The organism is Streptantibioticus silvisoli, assembly GCF_027947535.2.
Lineage (GTDB): Bacteria > Actinomycetota > Actinomycetes > Streptomycetales > Streptomycetaceae > Streptantibioticus_C > Streptantibioticus_C silvisoli.
Map to the genome: position 1 here is coordinate 209824 of NZ_JAAGKO020000007.1, position 18608 is coordinate 228431.

The window sequence follows — 18608 nt, forward strand, 5'->3', positions numbered from 1 at the left end:
GCGCCGCATCGCGCCGGGAGACGGCCCCGGTCCCGTGCCGCCACCGCGCCGGGAGACGACGTGCGGGACGCGGGACGACCTGACGCCGCGTCAGGCGCCGGCCACGCCACGGCCGGCGCGGTACGCGGGCCGGCGTTCCCCGTCCGCCATCACGTCAGCCCCCGCGCCTCGGCCCCGTCACCGCCGCCCCGCCCCCGTCACGCCGGAAGCCGGGCCCCGTCACGTCGGAAGCCAGCCGACCTTCCCGGCCAGCAGCGCGTAGCCGACGAAGGCGACGGTGTCGATGAGGGAGTGCGCGGCCACCAGCGGGCCGACGCGGCCCCAGCGGCGGTAGAGCAGGACGAAGACCACGCCCATCACCATGTTGCCGACGAAGCCGCCGAGGCCCTGGTACAGGTGGTACGAGCCGCGCAGTACCGCGCTCGCGGCCAGCGCGGCGCCGGCGCTCCAGCCCAGCCGGTCCAGGCGGCGCAGCAGGTAGCCGACGACCACGACCTCCTCCAGCACCGCGTTCTGCACGGCCGCCAGCACCAGGACCGGAACGCGCCACCACACGGCGGGCAGCGACTCGGGCACCACGGTGAGGTTGAAGCCGGCGCCGCGCGCCCCGAGGTAGAGCAGCAGGCCGGTGCCGCCGATGGCCGCGGCGACGCAGGCGCCCCACGCCAGGTCGGAACGCGGCCGGCGCAGGTCGAAGCCGATGGAGCGCAGGCCCACGCCCTCCCGGGTCAGCAGGTGGGCGACCAGGAGGACCGGCACCAGCGCGGTCGCCACGCCGAAGACCTGCCAGGCCAGGTCCAGCCACGGCCGGCCGGGCGCCTGCGATCCGACGAGGGTGGCCGCCTGGTTCTTCAGCGGTCCCGGTGCGGTCACCGAACCGATGAAGCTGATCAGCGCGCTCACCGCGCTCGCGCCCAGCGACAGGGCCAGCACCAGCAGCGTCTCGTGCGCCAGCGTCCGGCGGCCGAGCGTCGAGCCGTCCGCCATGGTCAGCGCCGACGCGCCGCCGGGCCCGCCGCCGTCCCGGTGCGGCCGGGTGCCGTCCGCTCCGCCGTCCCGCTGCGCCCGCACCCGTGCCTCCTGGTGTGTCGTCCCCGTAGACCGCACACCGTAGACCGGACGTCTGTGGAACGCGACAACGGCACGGCGGCGGGGGCGGGGCCGGGGCGTCAGACGGCGACGGTCTCCTCCTCTTCCTCCTCCTCGGCGTTCCAGCGCTCCAGGTCGTCGCGGGCCGCCGCATGCCCCGGACCGGGCGCCGGGGTGCCGGGGCCGGCGGCGCGCAGGGCCGCGGAGGCGACCGCGGAGGCGTCGAGCGCGGTGCGCCGCTGTTCGGCGCGGCGGGCGCGTTCGGCCAGGCCGGCGGCCAGCAGCGCGCCGAGGCCGGCCACCAGCCAGCAGGCCAGTGTCACTACGGGCCGGCCGGTGCCGCGGCCGTCGAAGTACACCAGGTTCCGGGCGCCCTCCAGGAAGCCGGCGCCGTTCCAGAAGGAGTGCAGGGCGGCGAAGAAGCCGTTCTGCGTGTCGGGGGCCAGCACGCCGCCGGAGGAGGTGAAGTTGAGCATGACGAACAAGACCATCACCCCGAGCGTGGTCCAGCGGCGCAGGAAGGTGTGCAGTCCGGTGCCCAGCAGCAGGATGCCGGCCGAGTACAGCCAGGCCAGCGACCACACGCCCCACAGCCTGTGGTCGACGATGTGGAAGAGCGGTCCGGCCAGGACGGCGCCGGCCAGGGAGACGACGGCGGACATGCCCAGCGCGGTCAGCGCCCGGGTGCGCAGCCGCAGGCTCGCGCCGGTGCCGCCGATGACCGCGACCGCGGCGTAGGAGCCGATGCTGACGGCGACCAGCAGGAAGAACAGGCCCTGCCCGGTCGGGTCGTGCGGCGCGGTGGGCACCAGGTCGGTCACCTTCAGCGGGGTGCCCTGCTGGTCGGCGACCGGGGTGAAGACCTTCTGGACGACCGTCACGTCGGTGCCCGAGGCGGCGGTGGCGACCAGCAGTTCCGGCGTGCCGCGGCTCATCACGTAGGCGCCGGCGACCTGGCGGTGCTCCACCAGGCGTACGGCGTCGGCCCGGTTCGGCGCGGTGCGTACGTCGAGTCCGCCGGCGGCGTGGTCCTGGAGCGTCTGGGCCAGCACCCGGGCGCCGGTGGCGGCGCGCGGGCCGGCGTCCTGGGCGACGACGGCGACCGGCATGTGGTGCGGGGCCGGGTCGCCGAAGGCGCCGAGGTAGGCCAGGCCCATGCCGAGGCACATCAGCAGCGGGGTGAGCAGGTGGACCAGGACGTGGCGCAGCGCGCCGGGCGGGGTGGCGGCGTGCGACGGGTGGGTGGTCGCCGGCATGCGGTGGATCTCCAGACCGAGTGCGTTCAGTCCGGGCGGGGCGGCGTCGCGTGGCGCGCCGGCCGCCGGACATCGGTTGTCTTTTACAACTTCTACGTTGCACATTACAACCGATGGACCGCGTGGGCGACCGCCACCCGGCGTCCGGTGGGTCACATCCGGTCAGGGCAGCTCGGGCGACCAGGTGTGGACCGGCTCGCCGGACCGCATCAGCTCGCTGTAGCGCTGGGTCAGCGCGATCAGCGCCTTGTGCCGGTCCATGCCGCGCTCCAGCGCGCCGTGGAAGGCGGCCGCCTGCCAGGACGCGCCGTTGGTGCGGCGCCGGCAGCGCTCCTCGATGACGCCGAGGTAGCGGTCCCGGTCGGCCGGGGCGATCCCCCAGGCGTCGAGCCCGGCGGCGGCCAGCGGCAGCAGCTCGTCGCGCACCAGCCGCACGGCCGGCACCGCCACCGGGCCGCCGCGGCCCGGTCCCGGCCACAGCAGTTCGGCGTCGATGCCGTCCCGGCAGGCGGCGTCGAAGTTCGCGGCAGCCGCCGAGAACGGCAGCCGGGTCCACACCGGGCGCGGCGCGTCGGCCAGCGCCCGCACCAGGCCGTAGTAGAACGCCACGTTGGCCAGCACGTCGGTGACGGTCGGCCCGGCCGGCATCACCCGGTTCTCCACCCGCAGGTGCGGCACCCCGTCGACGACCGCGTACACCGGGCGGTTCCAGCGGTAGATGGTGCCGTTGTGCAGCGTGAGCTCCTTCAGCCGCGGTACACCGCCCTCTTCGAGCACCCGCAGCGGGTCCTCGTCGTCGAGGATCGGCAGCAGCGGCGGGAAGTAGCGCACGTTCTCCTCGAACAGGTCGAACGCGCCGTTGATCCAGCGCTCGCCGAACCAGGTCAGCGGGCGCACCCCCTGGGCGGCCAGCTCCGGCGAACGGGTGTCGGTGGCCTGCTGGAAGAGCACCGGACGGGTCTCGCGCCACAGCTCGCGGCCGAACAGGAACGGGGAGTTGGCACCCATGGCCACCTGCGGCCCGATGACGGCCTGCGCGGCGTTCCACACCGCGGCGAACCGCGCGGGCGTCACCTGCAGGTGCATCTGCATCGAGGTGCACGCCGCCTCGGGCGCGATCGAGCCGGAGGTGGTGGTCAGCCGCTCCACCCCGTCGATGTCCAGCACCAGGTCCTCACCGCGGGTGGCCATGATCTGGTCGTTGAGCAGCTTGTAGCGGTCGGCGCGCGAGAGGCTGGCGCCGCCCAGGTCCTGCGCGGTGAGCGTGGGCAGGATGCCGACCATGACGATGTGCGCGCCGACCTCGCCGGCCTTGCGGTCGGCGTACGTCAGCCCGATCCGCAACTCCTCGGCCAACTGGTCGAGCACCCGGCCGGACAGCCGGTGCGGCGCGATATTCACCTCGATGTTGCACTGCGCGAGTTCGGTGACGAAATCCCGGCTCGCGATGCGTTCGAGAACCTCCTCGTTCGCCATCCGGGGCAGCCCCCCGGAATCGGCGAGATTCAACTCGATCTCCAGACCCATGAGGTTGCGGGGCCGGTCGAACCGTTTCTCCGTCAGCAGCCGGTCGAGCGCCGTGAGGCACTGCTGCAGTTTCCTGCGGTACCGCTGCCGATCGGACAGGTCGAACCCGGTGGCCACGACCTTCTCTCCCATCGAAGCGTCCTCCTCGCGCGCCGGTCGTGCCCCGTTCACCATTTGGGCCGTGACCCGATGATGCCCAACCGAACAGATCCGTAACGCTCCCGCGCGCGCCGGGTTCGCGCTAGGCTCGTAGAAGCGGCCCGTTTGGCACATTCCCGAGGCATACGGAGTGTTGGGGCCGCTCCGCGTATTCTCCGGCGGCGTTCCGGGACCGGGAATGAGCCATCTGTATTTCGGGGGTACGCGCAGGCGGCGGAGTGCCGACCAGGCATAATTCGGGTCAATTGCCCGCGACATCAGGCTGATTACCCCCTTGCTGTAACCCGGTGTACTCCTGCCCGAAACCGGGAGAGAACACCGCTCGTATAAGCTTTCGTCCACAGGCTGAGACGTCGCACTCCCCGGACGCACCCGGCACACGCCGGCGCGCCGCACGGAGTCCTGATGCCACCGCCGGTACCTGTCGCGTACGGCGCAACCGCGCCGGACGCCGGACCGGACGGGCCTGCGACCCGTAACGCCATCGCACCAGCACGCGCTGACAGCGTCGTCGGCACCCGCCCGCACCACCCCTGTCTCCACGAGAGGCGACCCATCATGCCGCTGTACCTTCCCCCGGTCCCCGAGCCCGTCTCCCAGTGCGTCAACGCGGCCTTGGGCTCCAGCGCCGTCCCCGGCGCGCTCCGGCCCGCGTCCTGGACCGAGTCCGGCGGCTCCCTGGTCGCCGAACACCCCCTGCCGGTGCACGTGCTGGGCCCGGAGCCGGCCGGCGGCGGTCTGCCGGGCGCCCGGCTGACCGGCTGGCGCTTCCTGGTGCGCGGCTCCGACGGACTGGTGGCCGCGGCCGAGACCGCGCTGACCCCGGCCGGCTGGGTCTTCTCGCACTTCAGCGGCGGGCCCTACCTGGCCTCCACCGAACGGGCCCTGTGCCAGTCGGAGGCGCTCGGCGGCGACCACCAGCCGCGTCTGCTGTCGGTGCCGGGGCTGTACATGGTGTGCCTGTGGCTGCACGGGGACACCGGCGCCGACGACAGCGCCGGTCCGCTGCCGGCCGACGTGCTCATCCCGCTGGCCCCGGCGCCGCCCGGCATCGCCGCGCACCGCCCCTACCGCGCCGCCGACCTGCTGCCGCTGCTGGCGGTCCGGCTGACCCCGGCGCCGCTGCTGGACCGCGCCGTGTGACCGCCGCGCCGCCACGGCCGCGACCCCGCCGACGAGGGCCGCCCGCCCCCGGAACGTTCCGGGGACGGGCGGTCGTGTCGTGTCGCGGGGTCAGCCCTGGTAGTCCTCCAGCGGCGGGCAGGAGCAGACCAGGTTGCGGTCGCCGTAGGCACCGTCGATGCGGCGCACCGGCGGCCAGTACTTGTCGGCGGCCACCACACCGGCCGGGAAGACCGCCTCGTGCCGGCTGTAGGGGTGGTCCCACTCGCCGGTGAGGGTGGCGGCGGTGTGCGGCGCGTTGCGCAGCGGGTTGTCGCCGGCCGGCCACTCGCCGGAGCCGACCCGGTCGATCTCGCCGCGGATGGCGATCATCGCGTCGCAGAACCTGTCGAGTTCGGCCAGGTCCTCGCTCTCGGTCGGCTCGATCATCAGCGTGCCGGCCACCGGGAACGACATCGTCGGCGCGTGGAACCCGTAGTCGATCAGCCGCTTGGCCACGTCGTCGACGCTCACGCCGGTCGACTTCGTCAGCGGCCGCAGGTCCACGATGCACTCGTGCGCCACCAGCCCGGCGGGGCCGGTGTAGAGCACCGGGAAGTACGGCGCGAGGCACTTGGCGACGTAGTTGGCGCCCAGTACCGCCACCTGGGTCGCGCGCTTGAGGCCCTCGGCGCCCATCAGGCGGGCGTAGGCCCAGGAGATCGGCAGTATGCCGGCCGAGCCCCACGGCGCCGCGGAGACCGGGCCGACGCCGCTGTCCGGTCCGGCGGTCGGCTGGAGCGGGTGGTTGGGCAGGTACGGCGCCAGGTGCGCGCGGACCGCGACCGGGCCGACACCGGGGCCGCCGCCGCCGTGCGGGATGCAGAACGTCTTGTGCAGGTTGAGGTGGGAGACGTCGGCGCCGAACGCGCCCGGCCGGGCTAGGCCGACGAGCGCGTTGAGGTTGGCGCCGTCGACGTAGACCTGGCCGCCCGCCTCGTGGACCGCGGCGCACACGTCGGTGATGTTGTCCTCGAACACGCCGTGCGTGGAGGGGTAGGTCACCATCAGCACGGCCAGCTCGTCGCGGTGCGCGTCGATCTTGGCCCGCAGGTCGGTGACGTCGACGTCGCCGTCCTCGCTGGTGCGCACGACCACGACCCGCATGCCGGCCATCACGGCGCTGGCGGCGTTGGTGCCGTGCGCGGAGGACGGGATGAGGCAGACGGTGCGGCCGGTGTCGCCGTTGGCGCGGTGGTAGGCCCGCACCGCCAGCAGGCCGGCCAGCTCGCCCTGCGAACCGGCGTTGGGCTGAAGGGAGACCCGGTCGTAGCCGGTGATCTCCGCCAGCCGCTCCTCCAGCTCGGTGATCAGGGTGACGTACCCCTGGGCCTGCTCGATCGGGGCGAACGGGTGCAGCGCGGCGAACTCCGGCCAGGTGACCGGTTCCATCTCGGTGGTGGCGTTCAGCTTCATGGTGCACGAGCCCAGCGGGATCATGCCGCGGTCCAGCGCGTAGTCGCGGTCCGACAGCCGCCGCAGGTACCGCAGCATGGCGGTCTCGGAGCGGTGCTGGTGGAAGACCGGGTGGGTCAGGTAGTCGCTGGAGCGCACCAGTTCAGCGGGCAGCGCGTCGCCGGTCGCGGCGTCGAGCGCGTCGAGGTCGGCGTGCACCCCGAACGCCTCCCAGACCGCCAGGACCTGCTCGCGGCCGGTCGTCTCGTCGCAGGCGATGGAGACGTGGTCGTCGTCGACCTGCCGCAGGTTGACCCCGGTCGCACGGGCCACCGCGACGACGACGCCCGCACGGCCGGGCACCGCGGCGGTGACGGTGTCGAAGAACGCGCCGTGGCGGACGTCGACGCCGCCGGTACGCAGGCCGGCGGCCAGCACGGCGGCGAAGCGGTGGACGCGGCGGGCGATGGCGGCGAGCCCGTCGGGGCCGTGGTAGACGGCGTACATGCCGGCCATCACCGCGAGCAGCACCTGCGCGGTGCAGATGTTGCTGGTGGCCTTCTCGCGCCGGATGTGCTGCTCACGGGTCTGCAGGGCCAGCCGGTAGGCGCGGTCGCCGTCGGCGTCGACCGAGACCCCGACCAGCCGGCCGGGCAGGCTGCGGGCGAACCGGTCGTGCACCGCGAGGTAGCCGGCGTGCGGGCCGCCGAAGCCCATCGGCACGCCGAACCGCTGCGTGGTGCCGACGGCGAGGTCGGCGCCCAGCTCACCGGGCGGGGTCAGCAGCGTGAGGGCGAGCAGGTCGGCGGCGACGGTGACGACCGCGCCGAGCTCGTGGGCGCGGTCGATGACCGCCCGGTGGTCGCGGACCGCGCCGGAGGCGCCCGGGTACTGGAGCAGCACGCCGAACACGCCGCGCTCGGCGACCTCGGCCGGGATGCCGTCGGACAGGTCGGCGACGACCACCTCGACACCGGCCGGCTCGGCCCGGGTGCCGATGACCGCCACGGTCTGCGGGAAGCAGTCGGCGTCGACCAGGAAGACGCCGCCCTTGACCTTGCCGACCCGGCGCGACAACGCCATCGCCTCGGCGGCCGCGGTGCCCTCGTCCAGCAGCGAGGCACCGGAGGTGGGCAGCCCGGTGAGGTCGGCGACCATCGTCTGGAAGTTGAGCAGCGCCTCCAGCCGGCCCTGCGAGATCTCCGGCTGGTAGGGCGTGTACGCCGTGTACCAGGCGGGGTTCTCCATGACGTTGCGCAGGATGACGGCCGGGGTGAACGTCCCGTAGTAGCCGAGGCCGATCATCGGGTGCAGCACCTGGTTGCGGTCGGCCAGGGCACGCAGTTCGGCGATGACCTCGGCCTCGGTACGGGCCTCGGGCAGGTCCAGGGCGCCGGACATCGCGATCGTGCCGGGCACCGCCGCGGCGGTCAGCTCGTCCAGGGAGCCGTATCCCACCTGGGCGAGCATCTTCGCCTGCGCCGCGGCGTCGGGACCGATGTGGCGCTGCTCGAAGGGGGTGCCGCGCTCCAGGCGCGCGAGAGGGATGCGTCGGTCGGTCATCAGCGGAGGGCCTCCTGGTCGAAACGACCTGCTGGGGCACCCTCTGCTCGGATGCCCGATCGGCCTCCCCCTCTGTCATCAACCTGAGAGTTTCACCGCCCGCCCGGGGGCAGCGCGATTTTCACCGTCGGTGAGGGGGAACCGGTCCGGTCGCGCGCACACCGGAAGGACTTCCCCCTGCTTTTCAGAGTGACCTCGTCCGTGCGGTACGGATGCCTGAGAGATTCCGGGGAGGATTTGCTCCTTCGGCGCCCGGTGACGTCGCTTCTCGCTCGGTCTCCGGGACTCTCCCGCACGGGGTCAGCAGCCGTTGACCAGCGTACCAGCGGGGCCGACGTTGGCGAATGTGGCGCTGGTCGCCTTCCGGGACGGTCGCCGCACGACCGGCTCGATTCGACATGTCTGCGATTGTGGCTTTTCGTGATTACGTTGGACCGGTTGCGACCACTTGGAGGAACCGTGCAGACCGATATCGATCCTCGAAGCCTGATCGGCCGCAAAGCCTTCGACCGCAACGGCGTCAAGATCGGCACGGTGGACGAGGTGTACCTCGACGACGCGACCGGCGAACCGGAGTGGGCCGCGGTACGCACCGGCTTCTTCGGCCGCGACGCGTTCGTCCCCCTGGAACCCAGCGAGCTGCGCGACGACGCCCTGCGCGTCCCGTTCGACAGGTCCCTGGTCAAGGGCGCCCCGGACTTCGGCGTCGGCCGCCACCTGTCCCCCGAGCAGGAACTCCAGCTCTACCACCACTACGGCCTCCAGGTGCCGCCCCCGCAGACCGAGCACCCGACCCCCGACGCACCGCCGTTCGGCCACGTCGCCGGCGACCAGGAGGGCCCCCGGCCGGCCGGCTGACCGCACGTTCTCCGGCCGACCGCCGTGCGATCCCCGCACCGCACGGGCGACGAAGCGGCTCCGGCTCTGAGGTGCCGGTCGTGATGTGCTCCGGTCCTGATGTGCTCCGGCCCTGACGCGCCGGTTCCGACGTTCCGGCCCTGACCTGCTCCGACTCTGATGTGCTCCGGCCTTGACGCGCCGGTCCCCACACTCCGGCCCTGACCTGCTCCGGCTCCGACCTGCTCCGGCCCTGACGCGCCGGACCTCGATCAGCTCCGGTCCTGACCCGCTCCGGCCCTGACGTGCTCCGGACGACGCCCATGGCCCCTTCGGCGACCCGCCGGCCAAGCCGGGCACCGGGCGGCACCCGCTCCCCGCCGAGCCCCCTCCGCGCCCGTCACGGGCGCGTACCTCCCCGTCCGCCACCTTGAGCGGCGCCGACGTGCAGCCCCATCCCGGCCCGTCCACGGCCGCGCGCCGGCGCCCACGGTCCCGTCCAGCCCCTTCCGCGCCCCGCCCGCGACCCCGCGACCCCCTCCGCGCGCGTCAGGCGGCCCCCGCGTCCCCGTCCCGTCCGGCCTCCGGGGGTCCCGCTTCCGGGGAACCGGGCGGCGGGGTCCAGGACGTCAGGGGGAGCGGTTCGGCGGGCTGGAGGGCGGGGTCCTCGATGGCGAGGGTGAGTACCCGGCCCGGCCGGCCGGTGGGAACCTCGAACCGCACGGTGACCCGGCCCAGGCCGCTGCCCTGCACCCAGCCCGGCCCGTACTCCGGATGGCTCACGTCCTGCCCCGGTCTCCAGCGGCGCTCGGCGGGCTCCGGCGGCGGCGCGCCGGGTTCCGGGGCCGCGGCGGTCCCGTCGCCGGCGGCCTCCTCCCGCGCGGCGGTCTCCTCGGCGAACTGGGCGAACAGGTCCTCCTGGGTGAAGTCCGCCAGCCCGGCCACCCCCACCCCGAGCAGCCGCACGCCGCCCGTGGTCACGACCGACTCCAGCAGCCGGGCAGCCGTCTCCTTGACCACCCCCGGGTCGTCGGTGGGCGCCCGCAGCGTCTCGGACCGGGTCAGCGTGGTGAAGTCGTAGTGCCTGACCTTGAGCACCACGGTGCGCCCCGACCGGCCGGCCTCCCGCAGCCGCCGCACGCAGCGGTCGGCCAGCCTGGCCACCTCGAACCGCACCCGGGCCCGGTCGGTCAGGTCGGTGTCGAAGGTGTCCTCCACGGATATCGACTTCACGTCCCGTTCCGCCACCACCGGCCGGTCGTCGCGACCGGTGGCCATCGCGTGCAGCGACGCGCCGTGCGCCTTGCCCAGCAGCCGCACCAGCTCGGCCTCCCCGGTCTCGGCGACCTCGGCGATCGTGGTGATCCCGGCCCGCCGCAGGTGCTCGGCGGTGGCCGGGCCCACGCCCCACAGGGTGCGGACGCTGCGCGGGCCGAGGAAGTCGCGTTCGGTACCCGGTTCGATGACGACCAGGCCGTCCGGCTTGGCCGCCTCCGAGCCGATCTTCGCCAGCAGCTTGGAGCCGGCCAGTCCGACGGAGGCGGTCAGCCCGGTGGCCTCGGCGATCCGGGCGCGCAGCGCCTCGGCCGTCCCGCGCGCCGCCGCCGTCACCTCCCGGTGCCCGAGCCCGGCCAGCCGCCGGCCGCTGTCACCCGCCGCCAGGTCGACGAAGGCCTCGTCCAGGCTCAGCGGCTCCACCAGCGGCGACAGTTCGTGCAGCAGGGTCATCACGATGTCACTCACCTGGCGGTACAGGGTGAACCGGGGATACAGGTAGGCCGCGTTCGGGCACAGACGGCGGGCGTGCGCCATGGCCATCGCCGAGTGCACCCCGTGCACCCGCGCCTCGTAGGACGCGGTGGAGACCACCCCGCGCGGCCCCAGCCCGCCGACGATCACCGGCTTGCCGCGCAGGCTCGGCTTGGACGCCTGCTCCACCGCGGCGAAGAAGGCATCCATGTCGAGATGCAGGATGGTCGGCGTGCTCCTCACACCCCCGATGCTGCCCTACCGCACTGACAACGGGCGGGAACGCGCGACGGCGGTACGGCAACGGCACGGCCGCCCCGCGGAAACAGGCCGGGGCGGCACACCGAAAGCACGGCACCGCACCGCGGGGACAGGCCGGGGGTGAGCGGGACACGGCGGCGGGCACAGCCGACACAGGCCGGGCGCGCAGGCCGGGCGGCACAGCGGGACCACTCCGGCGACACCGCAGGCACGAGCCGGCGGCACCACCGGACCAAGCCCGCGGCACGCCGGGGCCGGGCGGCGGCACGCGGCCGCCCGTCCGGTCAGACGGCGCGGGTGCGGCGGCGGGCCAGTTCGTCGGACGGGTTGTGGCCGATCAGGGTCTCGCCGGTGTCCAGCCGCTCCCCGTGCAGCTGGGAGAGGTTGTTCTCCACGTCGCGCCACACCACGCCCACCGCGATCCCGAAGACGCCCTGGCCGCCTTCCAGCAGCCGGACGACCTCGTCGGTGGAGGTGCACTCGTAGACGGTCGCGCCGTCGCACATCAAGGTCATCCGGGCGACGTCCTGCGGCGCGCAGGTGCTCAGGTGGCCGACGGCGGTGCGGATGTTCTGGAGCGACACGCCGGTGTCCAGCAGCCGCTTGACGATCTTGAGGACCACGACGTCGCGAAAGCTGTAGAGCCGCTGGGTGCCGGAGCCGTGGGCCGGCCGGACCGAGGGCTCCACCAGGCCGGTGCGGGCCCAGTAGTCCAACTGGCGGTAGGTGATGCCGGCCGCCGCGCACGCGGTGGGGCCGCGGTAGCCGACCCGCTCGGCGGCGTCGTCGTCACCGGCCCCGGGCTGCGAGGAGCGCGCCAGCGCCCCGCGAACCGGGAAAACACTGCCCACTGCCGTCCCGTCGCCGGTGCTTCTCACGTCGACCTCCGTCCCTTCGCATCCCGGGAGCGCGCATTCACGGCACTGCCCGCCGCCGCTGGACGACGCGCGATGCGGATCCTGTCCAGGACACTCCAACTCGACGGTAGGGAGTCACTCCGGGTGCGTCAACGATCGCCACACTCGCCACGCCGGGTGATTTCCACCCCGAGTGTGGTTTGACGTGACCTCGAACGGGGAATAGGGGGCCTTTCGCCCGCCGCCCGGACGGAGCGTGAGCAAACAGTTACTGATTGCTGGTGCCGAAATCCTCCGGCGAAATCTGGTCGAGGAACTCGCGGAACTTCTCCACTTCGTCCTCCTGCTCGTCCGGGATGGCGATTCCGGCGTCGTCCAGCACACCGTCGCTGCCATAGATCGGCGTACCGGTCCGCAGGGCGAGCGCTATGGCGTCCGACGGGCGGGCACTCACCTCGACACCGCCGGCGAAGACCAGTTCCGCGTAGAAGATGCCGTCGCGCAGATCGGTGATCCGCACTTCGGTCAGCTGCTGTCCCACCGCGTCCAGGACGTCCTTGAAGAGGTCATGGGTAAGTGGGCGTGCGGGAGTCATACCCTGCTGGGCGAAGGCGATCGCGGTCGCCTCGCCCGGTCCGATCCAGATGGGCAGGTACCGGTCGCCTCCTACTTCCCGCAGAAGCACGATCGGTTGGTTGGAGGGCATTTCAACCCGGACACCCACGACGTCGAGCTCATTCACACACCAACCCTAGGCCGTCACCGAAGACTTTGGGTAGTCGGGAGCGGATCGGCTGGTCAGGCGTGGCGTGATCGCAGGGCCGAGTGGACCAGTGCCTCGTGCAGCCGCACCGACAGATCGGCCAGCCGGCGGGCGGTGGCCTCGGCGTGCGCCCGGGTCTGCGGGTTGCGGTGCAGCCGCAGCGGGGCGACGACCTGCTCGACCAGTCCGGCCTCCCGGTCGGCGGCCGCCTTGACCGCCCGCAGGTGCCGGGGCTCCAGGCCGAAGGCGCCCAGTTCCCTCAGCAGCGCGCCGACGGTGACCGCCCCGACGTCGTAGCGGCCCTCGTCGTCGGCCTCCACGAGGCCGTAGGACTCCCACTGGGCCAGTTCCGCCTCCTCGGCGCCGGTGGCGTCCAGCAGCTCCGCACGGCGCAGCAGCAGCGGCGGGCCGGGCTCGGCGCTCTCGCGCGGCACGGCGGCCGGGTCGGCCGCGAGGGTGCCGGCGGACGGGCCCGTGCCGGAGCCGGCGGGCGGCTCGTCGCCGCCGGCCGCCTCCAGGTGTTCCTTGATGACCTTCAGCGGCAGGTAGTGATCACGCTGCATCCGCAGCACCTGCGCCAGCCGTGCGACGTCCGGCTCGCTGAACTTGCGGTACCCGGACGGAGTACGCCGGGGATCGACCAGTCCTTCCGCCTCCAGGAAGCGGATCTTGGAGATGGTGACCTCGGGGAATTCGTCACGCAGCTGTCCGAGCACCGCTCCGATGCTCATCAGCCTTCCGGCCGAGGCGGCGGTGCCGTTTCCGGCACCGCCCGACGGTGTGCGAACCATGACCCTTCCCTCGCGGGTCTCCGCTGGTCAGACCCGCTGGCTCGTGTAGAACACCAGACGGTACTTGCCGATCTGCACCTCGTCGCCGTTGACCAGCGCGACGGCGTCGATCCGCTCCCGGTTGACGTACGTGCCGTTGAGGCTGCCGACGTCGGAGACGGTGAAACGGGCGTCCTCGCCGCGGCGGAACTCCACGTGCCGCCGCGAGACCGTCACGTCGTCCAGGAAGATGTCGCTCTGCGGGTGGCGGCCCGCGGTGGTCAGCTCGCTGTCGAGCAGGAAGCGGCTGCCGGAGTTCGGACCGCGCCGCACGATCAGCAGCGCCGAGCCGAGCGGCAGCGCCTCGACGGCGGCCTGTGCCTCCGGCGACAGCGACGGCAGCGCCGTCTGGCCGGTGGTCTCGGAGTCGTACGCCTCAAGACCGGAGATGGAGATGGTCGAGGTGGTCTCGGAGGCACGCTCCGACGGAACCCCGCCACGAAGCGGCGCACCGCAGTTCGAGCAGAAGCGGCCGGCTTCCGCGTTGTGGTGTCCGCACCTGCTGCACACCAAGGCCGATGCCTCCTGCGGCTGCCCCGTACCCGAGGTGGATGAGTCCTCGAAACCTATGCGGCCGGTGGCGGCAGGGTCAACAGACGCCCCGCCGTGGCCGCCCGAAGTACCGCCGTCCGGGGCAACGGTCTCGTCGCGGAACAGCGGGCGCGGCCCCTCGGCCGCGTCATCCTGCGCACTGCGCGGTGCCCGGTGACGCGCCGTAGCCGGGTCACCCTCCTGCCGTGCGCTCTTTCCGAACAGCTTCCCAAACAACTTCACGGGCGATTCCCCTTGAACGAAACAGACCCGCCCGTGGGGCAGGACGAACCCTCGCAACACCAGCCGACCGACCCGGCCGTCCTGACAACGAACCAGGTCACTACAGAGTTTCCCCTACCGACCGCGCCGCCCGAACGCCGACCCCCCGCACGGTCTCCCAAGCCCCCGCTCCACTCCATGTTCTCCCACCTCACTGACCTGACAACCGAGCGTAGTCAAGCTGATTCGCCGACCGCAAGGCATCGCGGACGATCTTCTTCCTCGTCCCGGCGAATACCCCCGACCAGGCCGTCACACCGCTCTTTCCCGCCCGACCTGCGTTCCAACTCCCCGGCCGTGCCGACGTGTTGCGACATCACCCGCTGAACGGCCCCGGACCGCCCCGGCGTTCCCGACCGGCGGGACGACTTCCACAAGCCGGCCCCGGCACGGCGGTTGGCCGCGGGCAGCGGCCAGGGCCGCCGCCGGGACCGGTGAACGGACCGCGGCCGGCGCGTCGTGCGGCACATCGTCGCACGTCGGACCGGCTGTTCTCGAACGCGGCGGTCATGACGCGCCGAGCCGGCCGGCGCGGGACGCGCGGTGCCCCGCCGGCCGGCCCGGCGGGGCACCGCGGAAACGGTTCGCCCTACCCGGCGACCGAGTTGACCCTCACTCGCCGTCGCCCTGCACGACCCGGCTCCACTCGTCGAGCAGTTCCTGCGCGGAGGCGTCGTCCGGGCCCTCCGCCCACAGCCGGGTGAACGCCTCGGCCGGGTCGGGCAGCACCATCACCCAGCGCCCGTCGGGCTCCACCACCCGCACGCCGTCCGTGGTGTCGACCGACCGGTCCCCGGCCGCCTCCACCACCCGGCGCATCACCATGCCCTTGACCGCCCACGGGGTCGGCAGGTCCCGCTTGATCACGTGGGCCCGCGGGATGCGCGCGTCGATCTGACTCAGGGTGAGCTGGGTGCGCGAGACCAGTCCGACCAGCCGCACGAAGGCCGCCGAGCCGTCGAAGACGCTGCTGAACTCCGGCACGATCAGCCCGCCGCGCCCGTCGCCGCCGAAGATGGTCGACTCCTCCCGGCACACCCGGGTCAGGTCGTCCGGCGACGTGGTGGTCCACTCCACCTGGGTGCCGTGGTAGGCGGCGACCTGCTCGGCGACCCGGGTCGTCGTCACCGGCAGCGCGACCTTGCCGCTGCGGCGTTCGGCGGCGATCAGGTCGAGCAGCACCAGCAGCGCCCGGTCGTCCTCGATGATCCGGCCGCGCTCGTCGACCAGCGAGATCCGCTCGCCGACCGGGTCGAACCGCACCCCGAACGAGGCCCGCGCCGAGGCGACGATCTCCCCCAGCCGCACCAGGCCCGCCCGGCGCTCCTCCGCGGTCTCGGTGGGCCGCGCCTCGTCCATGCCCGGGTTGATGGTCAGCGCGTCGACGCCGAGCCGGCCCAGCAGGCTGGGCAGCACGATGCCGGCGCTGCCGTGGGCGGCGTCCACCACGACCTTCAGCCCGGCCTCCCGGACCCCGGTGATGTCCACCTCGCGCAGCAGCGCGCCGGTGTAGGAGTCGAAGACGCTGGCCGGGAACCGCAGGTCGCCGATCTCACCGGGGAATGCGCGCCGGTACTCCTGCCGGGCGAAGACCCGGTCGAGCTTGCGCTGCCCGGCCGCCGACAGGTCCGCGCCGCGCTCGTCGAAGAACATGATGTCGACCGACTCCGGTACCCCGGGGGTCGTCCGGATCATCACACCGCCGGCACTGCCGCGGGCCGTCTGCTGCCGCGCCACCGGCATCGGCACGTTCTCCAGGTCCCGCACGTCGATGGCGCTGGTCTGCAGGGCGGAGATGACGGCACGTTTCAGCGCCCGCGCGCCACGGGAGTGGTCACGGGCCGTGGTGACGGTCGCGCCCTTCTTCAGCGTGGTGGCGTACGCTCCGGCCAGCCGCACGGCCAGCTCCGGGGTGATCTCCACGTTCAGGATGCCGGACACACCACGGGCGCCGAACAACTGCGCCTGGCCGCGCGACTCCCAGATCACCGAGGTGTTGACGAACGCGCCCGCCTCGATGGTCTTGAACGGGTAGACCCGCACGTTCCCCTGGATGACGGATTCCTCGCCGATGAGGCACTCGTCGCCGATGACGGCGCCGTCCTCGATCCGGGCGGCCCGCATGACGTCGGTGTTGCGGCCGATGACGCAGCCGCGCAGGTTGGTCTGCGGACCCACGTAGACGTTGTCGTGGATCACCGCCTTGTGCAGGAACGCGCCGGTCTTCACCACCACGTTGGAGCCGATGACGGTGTGCTCGCGGATCTCGGTGCCGGCCTCGACCTTCGCGTAGTCGCCGATGTACAGCGGCCCGCGCAGCACCGCGTCCGGGTGCACCTCGGCACCCTCGGCGACCCAGACGCCCGGCGAGATCTCGAAGCCCTCGATCTCGACGTCCACGTGCCCTTCCAGCACGTCCGCCTGGGCCTTCACGTAGCTCTCGTGCGTGCCGACGTCCTCCCAGTAGCCCTCGGCGATGTAGCCGTAGATGGGCTTGCCTTCCTTCATCAACTGCGGGAAGACGTCACCGGACCAGTCGACGGAGGTGTCGGCCTCGACGTAGTCGAAGACCTCCGGTTCCATCACGTAGATACCGGTGTTCACCGTGTCGGAGAAGACCTGTCCCCAGGTCGGCTTCTCCAGGAAACGTTCGACCTTGCCCTCGTCGTCGACAATCGTGATTCCGAATTCCAGCGGATTCGGAACACGGGTCAGACAGACGGTGACCAGCCCGCCCTTTTCCCGGTGGAAGCGGATCAGATCGCCGAGGTCGAAATCGGTGAGCGCGTCACCGGAGATGACCAGAAACGAATCGTCCTTGAGTGCGTCCTCGGCGTTCTTGACACTCCCCGCGGTGCCGAGTGGCTTCTCCTCATGGGCATAGGTGAGCTCCATGCCGAGTTCGTCGCCGTCGCCGAAGTAATTCTTGACGAGCGATGCCAGGAACTGGACGGTCACCACGGTCTCTGTCAGACCGTGCCGCTTGAGCAGCCGAAGTACGTGCTCCATGATCGGCCGGTTGGCGACCGGCAGGAGCGGCTTGGGCATGCTTGAGGTCATGGGGCGAAGGCGCGTGCCCTCGCCGCCGGCCATCACGACGGCCTTCATGTCGGAAGCGTCCTCCTCGAAGAGACGACAGTAAGCCGACCTCATCCCTCCGGGATGACCCGCTGACCTCGCGCATCGTTGCGCGCCGGCCTCGCATCAGGACTCCAGCTGCCGTGCGGCATGCCGGGTTGCGCGGGCTAGTCGACCGTGGCGTCCGACCGGACAAGTCGGCGGACCTGGACCACGTACAGGATTCCTGCCCACCAATAGAGCGTTGTACCCCAACCCGCGAAAGCCCATCCGAAAACAGCAGCGAGCGTGTGCAGCCAGCCACTGCCCGCACTCAGAAGGAGCAACGGGAACGCGTACATCAGGTTGAACGTGGCCGCCTTACCGAGGAAGTTCACCTGTGGCGGGCCGTAACCGTGCCGTCGCAGTACGAGGACCATCACGCCGAGCATCAGCTCGCGCAGCACCAGGATCGCGGTCAGCCACCAGGGCAGGATCTCCCGCCAGGTCAGCCCCACCAGGGTCGAGACGATGTACAGCCGGTCCGCGGCCGGGTCGAGGACCTTGCCGAGCTTGCTGATCTGGTTCCAACGCCGGGCCAGCTTGCCGTCCAGGTAGTCGCTGACCCCGCTGAGCGCCAGCAGCAGCAGGGCCCAGCCGTCGCAGTTGGGCCCGCCGAACTCGGGCCACAGGATGAGCCACAGGAACACCGGCACGCCGACCAGGCGGGCCATGCTCAGAATGTTCGGGATGGTGAGGACCCGGTCCGTCTGGACCCGTGTCTCCTGGACCTCCACCCGGGGTTCCTCCTGTACCTGCTGTTCACGTCGCCGACAATGCCACCTGACCCTACAAGGACGGCCGGCCGCCGCCCCACAGGGGTCGGCCGCCCGCATCGCGGTTCGCCGGGAACCGCCCCCACAAATAAAAAATGACCGTTGGCCCCCGGCGGTCTCAACGACTACCAGGGGCCAACGGCCCAAAAAATGTTCGGCGGCGTCCTACTCTCCCACAGGGTCCCCCCTGCAGTACCATCGGCGCTGAAAGGCTTAGCTTCCGGGTTCGGAATGTAACCGGGCGTTTCCCCATCGCCATGACCACCGAAACACAATGAAACCATTGCATTCATGATGACCATGATAGTTCGTGGTTTCAGAACCACACAGTGGACGCGAGCAACTGAGGACAAGCCCTCGGCCTATTAGTACCGGTCAACTCCACACCTTGCAGTGCTTCCATTTCCGGCCTATCAACCCAGTCGTCTACTGGGAGCCTTAACCCCTCAAAGGGG

13 protein-coding genes, 2 rRNA genes and 2 riboswitches are annotated in these 18608 nt (G+C 72.0%); of the genes, 2 read left to right on the forward strand and 13 right to left on the reverse strand.

What is annotated here, in order from left to right:
* Positions 1 to 219: 219 nt before the first annotated feature.
* The 3 genes from POF43_RS08005 to POF43_RS08015 all read right to left on the reverse strand — a co-directional run bounded on the left by POF43_RS08005 (position 220) and on the right by POF43_RS08015 (position 4004).
* Entirely contained in the window at positions 220 to 987 is a 768-nt protein-coding gene (locus POF43_RS08005; RefSeq protein ID WP_271315703.1) for a CPBP family intramembrane glutamic endopeptidase, read from the reverse strand.
* Between the two features lie 182 nt (positions 988 to 1169).
* Positions 1170 to 2345 carry a YhgE/Pip domain-containing protein gene (locus POF43_RS08010; protein WP_271322339.1) on the reverse strand — a complete coding sequence of 392 codons (1176 nt, stop codon included), beginning with the start codon at positions 2343 to 2345 and terminating at the stop codon, positions 1170 to 1172.
* A gap of 162 nt (positions 2346 to 2507) precedes the next feature.
* Positions 2508 to 4004 carry a glutamate-cysteine ligase family protein gene (locus POF43_RS08015; protein WP_271315701.1) on the reverse strand — a complete coding sequence of 499 codons (1497 nt, stop codon included), beginning with the start codon at positions 4002 to 4004 and terminating at the stop codon, positions 2508 to 2510.
* A gap of 585 nt (positions 4005 to 4589) precedes the next feature.
* Between POF43_RS08015 and POF43_RS08020 the strand changes: the two genes are divergently transcribed.
* The gene (locus POF43_RS08020; protein ID WP_271322340.1) at positions 4590 to 5174 is read left to right on the forward strand and encodes a hypothetical protein; all 585 of its coding nucleotides are present in this window, start codon (positions 4590 to 4592) and stop codon (positions 5172 to 5174) included.
* A 90-nt stretch (positions 5175 to 5264) separates the two neighbouring features.
* Here POF43_RS08020 and gcvP read toward each other — a convergent pair whose 3' ends face one another.
* The gene (gcvP, locus tag POF43_RS08025) at positions 5265 to 8150 is read right to left on the reverse strand and encodes an aminomethyl-transferring glycine dehydrogenase (RefSeq protein WP_271322341.1); all 2886 of its coding nucleotides are present in this window, start codon (positions 8148 to 8150) and stop codon (positions 5265 to 5267) included.
* Between the two features lie 65 nt (positions 8151 to 8215).
* Positions 8216 to 8343: riboswitch (glycine riboswitch) on the reverse strand.
* Position 8344: 1 nt separating this feature from the next.
* A riboswitch (glycine riboswitch) is annotated at positions 8345 to 8453 on the reverse strand.
* A gap of 156 nt (positions 8454 to 8609) precedes the next feature.
* Between gcvP and POF43_RS08030 the strand changes: the two genes are divergently transcribed.
* Entirely contained in the window at positions 8610 to 9008 is a 399-nt protein-coding gene (locus tag POF43_RS08030; RefSeq protein ID WP_271322342.1) for a PRC-barrel domain-containing protein, read from the forward strand.
* Positions 9009 to 9536: 528 nt separating this feature from the next.
* On the opposite strand, the gene POF43_RS08035 is transcribed toward POF43_RS08030, so the two are convergent.
* The 9 genes from POF43_RS08035 to POF43_RS08075 all read right to left on the reverse strand — a co-directional run.
* Positions 9537 to 10979 (reverse strand): DNA polymerase IV, encoded by a 1443-nt coding sequence (locus POF43_RS08035; protein WP_282704477.1) that lies wholly within the window; start codon positions 10977 to 10979, stop codon positions 9537 to 9539.
* 302 nt (positions 10980 to 11281) lie between these two features.
* The gene (locus POF43_RS08040; RefSeq protein WP_303659256.1) at positions 11282 to 11818 is read right to left on the reverse strand and encodes a MerR family transcriptional regulator; all 537 of its coding nucleotides are present in this window, start codon (positions 11816 to 11818) and stop codon (positions 11282 to 11284) included.
* A gap of 304 nt (positions 11819 to 12122) precedes the next feature.
* A complete protein-coding gene (locus tag POF43_RS08045; RefSeq protein ID WP_271315791.1) occupies positions 12123 to 12596 on the reverse strand; it encodes a bifunctional nuclease family protein in 474 nt (157 codons plus the stop codon).
* A 56-nt stretch (positions 12597 to 12652) separates the two neighbouring features.
* The gene (ftsR, locus tag POF43_RS08050) at positions 12653 to 13408 is read right to left on the reverse strand and encodes a transcriptional regulator FtsR (RefSeq protein WP_271324172.1); all 756 of its coding nucleotides are present in this window, start codon (positions 13406 to 13408) and stop codon (positions 12653 to 12655) included.
* A 27-nt stretch (positions 13409 to 13435) separates the two neighbouring features.
* On the reverse strand, positions 13436 to 14281 hold the full coding sequence (locus tag POF43_RS08055; protein ID WP_372515893.1) for a double zinc ribbon and FHA domain-containing protein: 846 nt from the start codon (positions 14279 to 14281) through the stop codon (positions 13436 to 13438).
* 591 nt (positions 14282 to 14872) lie between these two features.
* A complete protein-coding gene (locus tag POF43_RS08060; protein WP_271315789.1) occupies positions 14873 to 17368 on the reverse strand; it encodes a mannose-1-phosphate guanyltransferase in 2496 nt (831 codons plus the stop codon).
* 137 nt (positions 17369 to 17505) lie between these two features.
* Positions 17506 to 18114 (reverse strand): cardiolipin synthase ClsA, encoded by a 609-nt coding sequence (gene clsA / locus POF43_RS08065; protein ID WP_271315788.1) that lies wholly within the window; start codon positions 18112 to 18114, stop codon positions 17506 to 17508.
* Between the two features lie 191 nt (positions 18115 to 18305).
* Positions 18306 to 18422: ribosomal RNA gene (rrf, locus tag POF43_RS08070) — 5S ribosomal RNA — on the reverse strand.
* 76 nt (positions 18423 to 18498) lie between these two features.
* Positions 18499 to 18608 (reverse strand): 23S ribosomal RNA (locus POF43_RS08075); the annotation flags it as partial.

What these genes read in the sequence shown, in the direction of transcription:
- POF43_RS08005 (WP_271315703.1), bottom strand. Translation starts at nt 987, where the DNA reads ATGGCGGACGGCTCGACGCTCGGCCGCCGGACGCTGGCGCACGAGACG.
- POF43_RS08010 (WP_271322339.1), bottom strand. Translation starts at nt 2,345, where the DNA reads ATGCCGGCGACCACCCACCCGTCGCACGCCGCCACCCCGCCCGGCGCG.
- POF43_RS08015 (WP_271315701.1), bottom strand. Translation starts at nt 4,004, where the DNA reads ATGGGAGAGAAGGTCGTGGCCACCGGGTTCGACCTGTCCGATCGGCAG.
- POF43_RS08020 (WP_271322340.1), top strand. Translation starts at nt 4,590, where the DNA reads ATGCCGCTGTACCTTCCCCCGGTCCCCGAGCCCGTCTCCCAGTGCGTC.
- gcvP (WP_271322341.1), bottom strand. Translation starts at nt 8,150, where the DNA reads ATGACCGACCGACGCATCCCTCTCGCGCGCCTGGAGCGCGGCACCCCC.
- ftsR (WP_271324172.1), bottom strand. Translation starts at nt 13,408, where the DNA reads ATGGTTCGCACACCGTCGGGCGGTGCCGGAAACGGCACCGCCGCCTCG.
- POF43_RS08060 (WP_271315789.1), bottom strand. Translation starts at nt 17,368, where the DNA reads ATGAAGGCCGTCGTGATGGCCGGCGGCGAGGGCACGCGCCTTCGCCCC.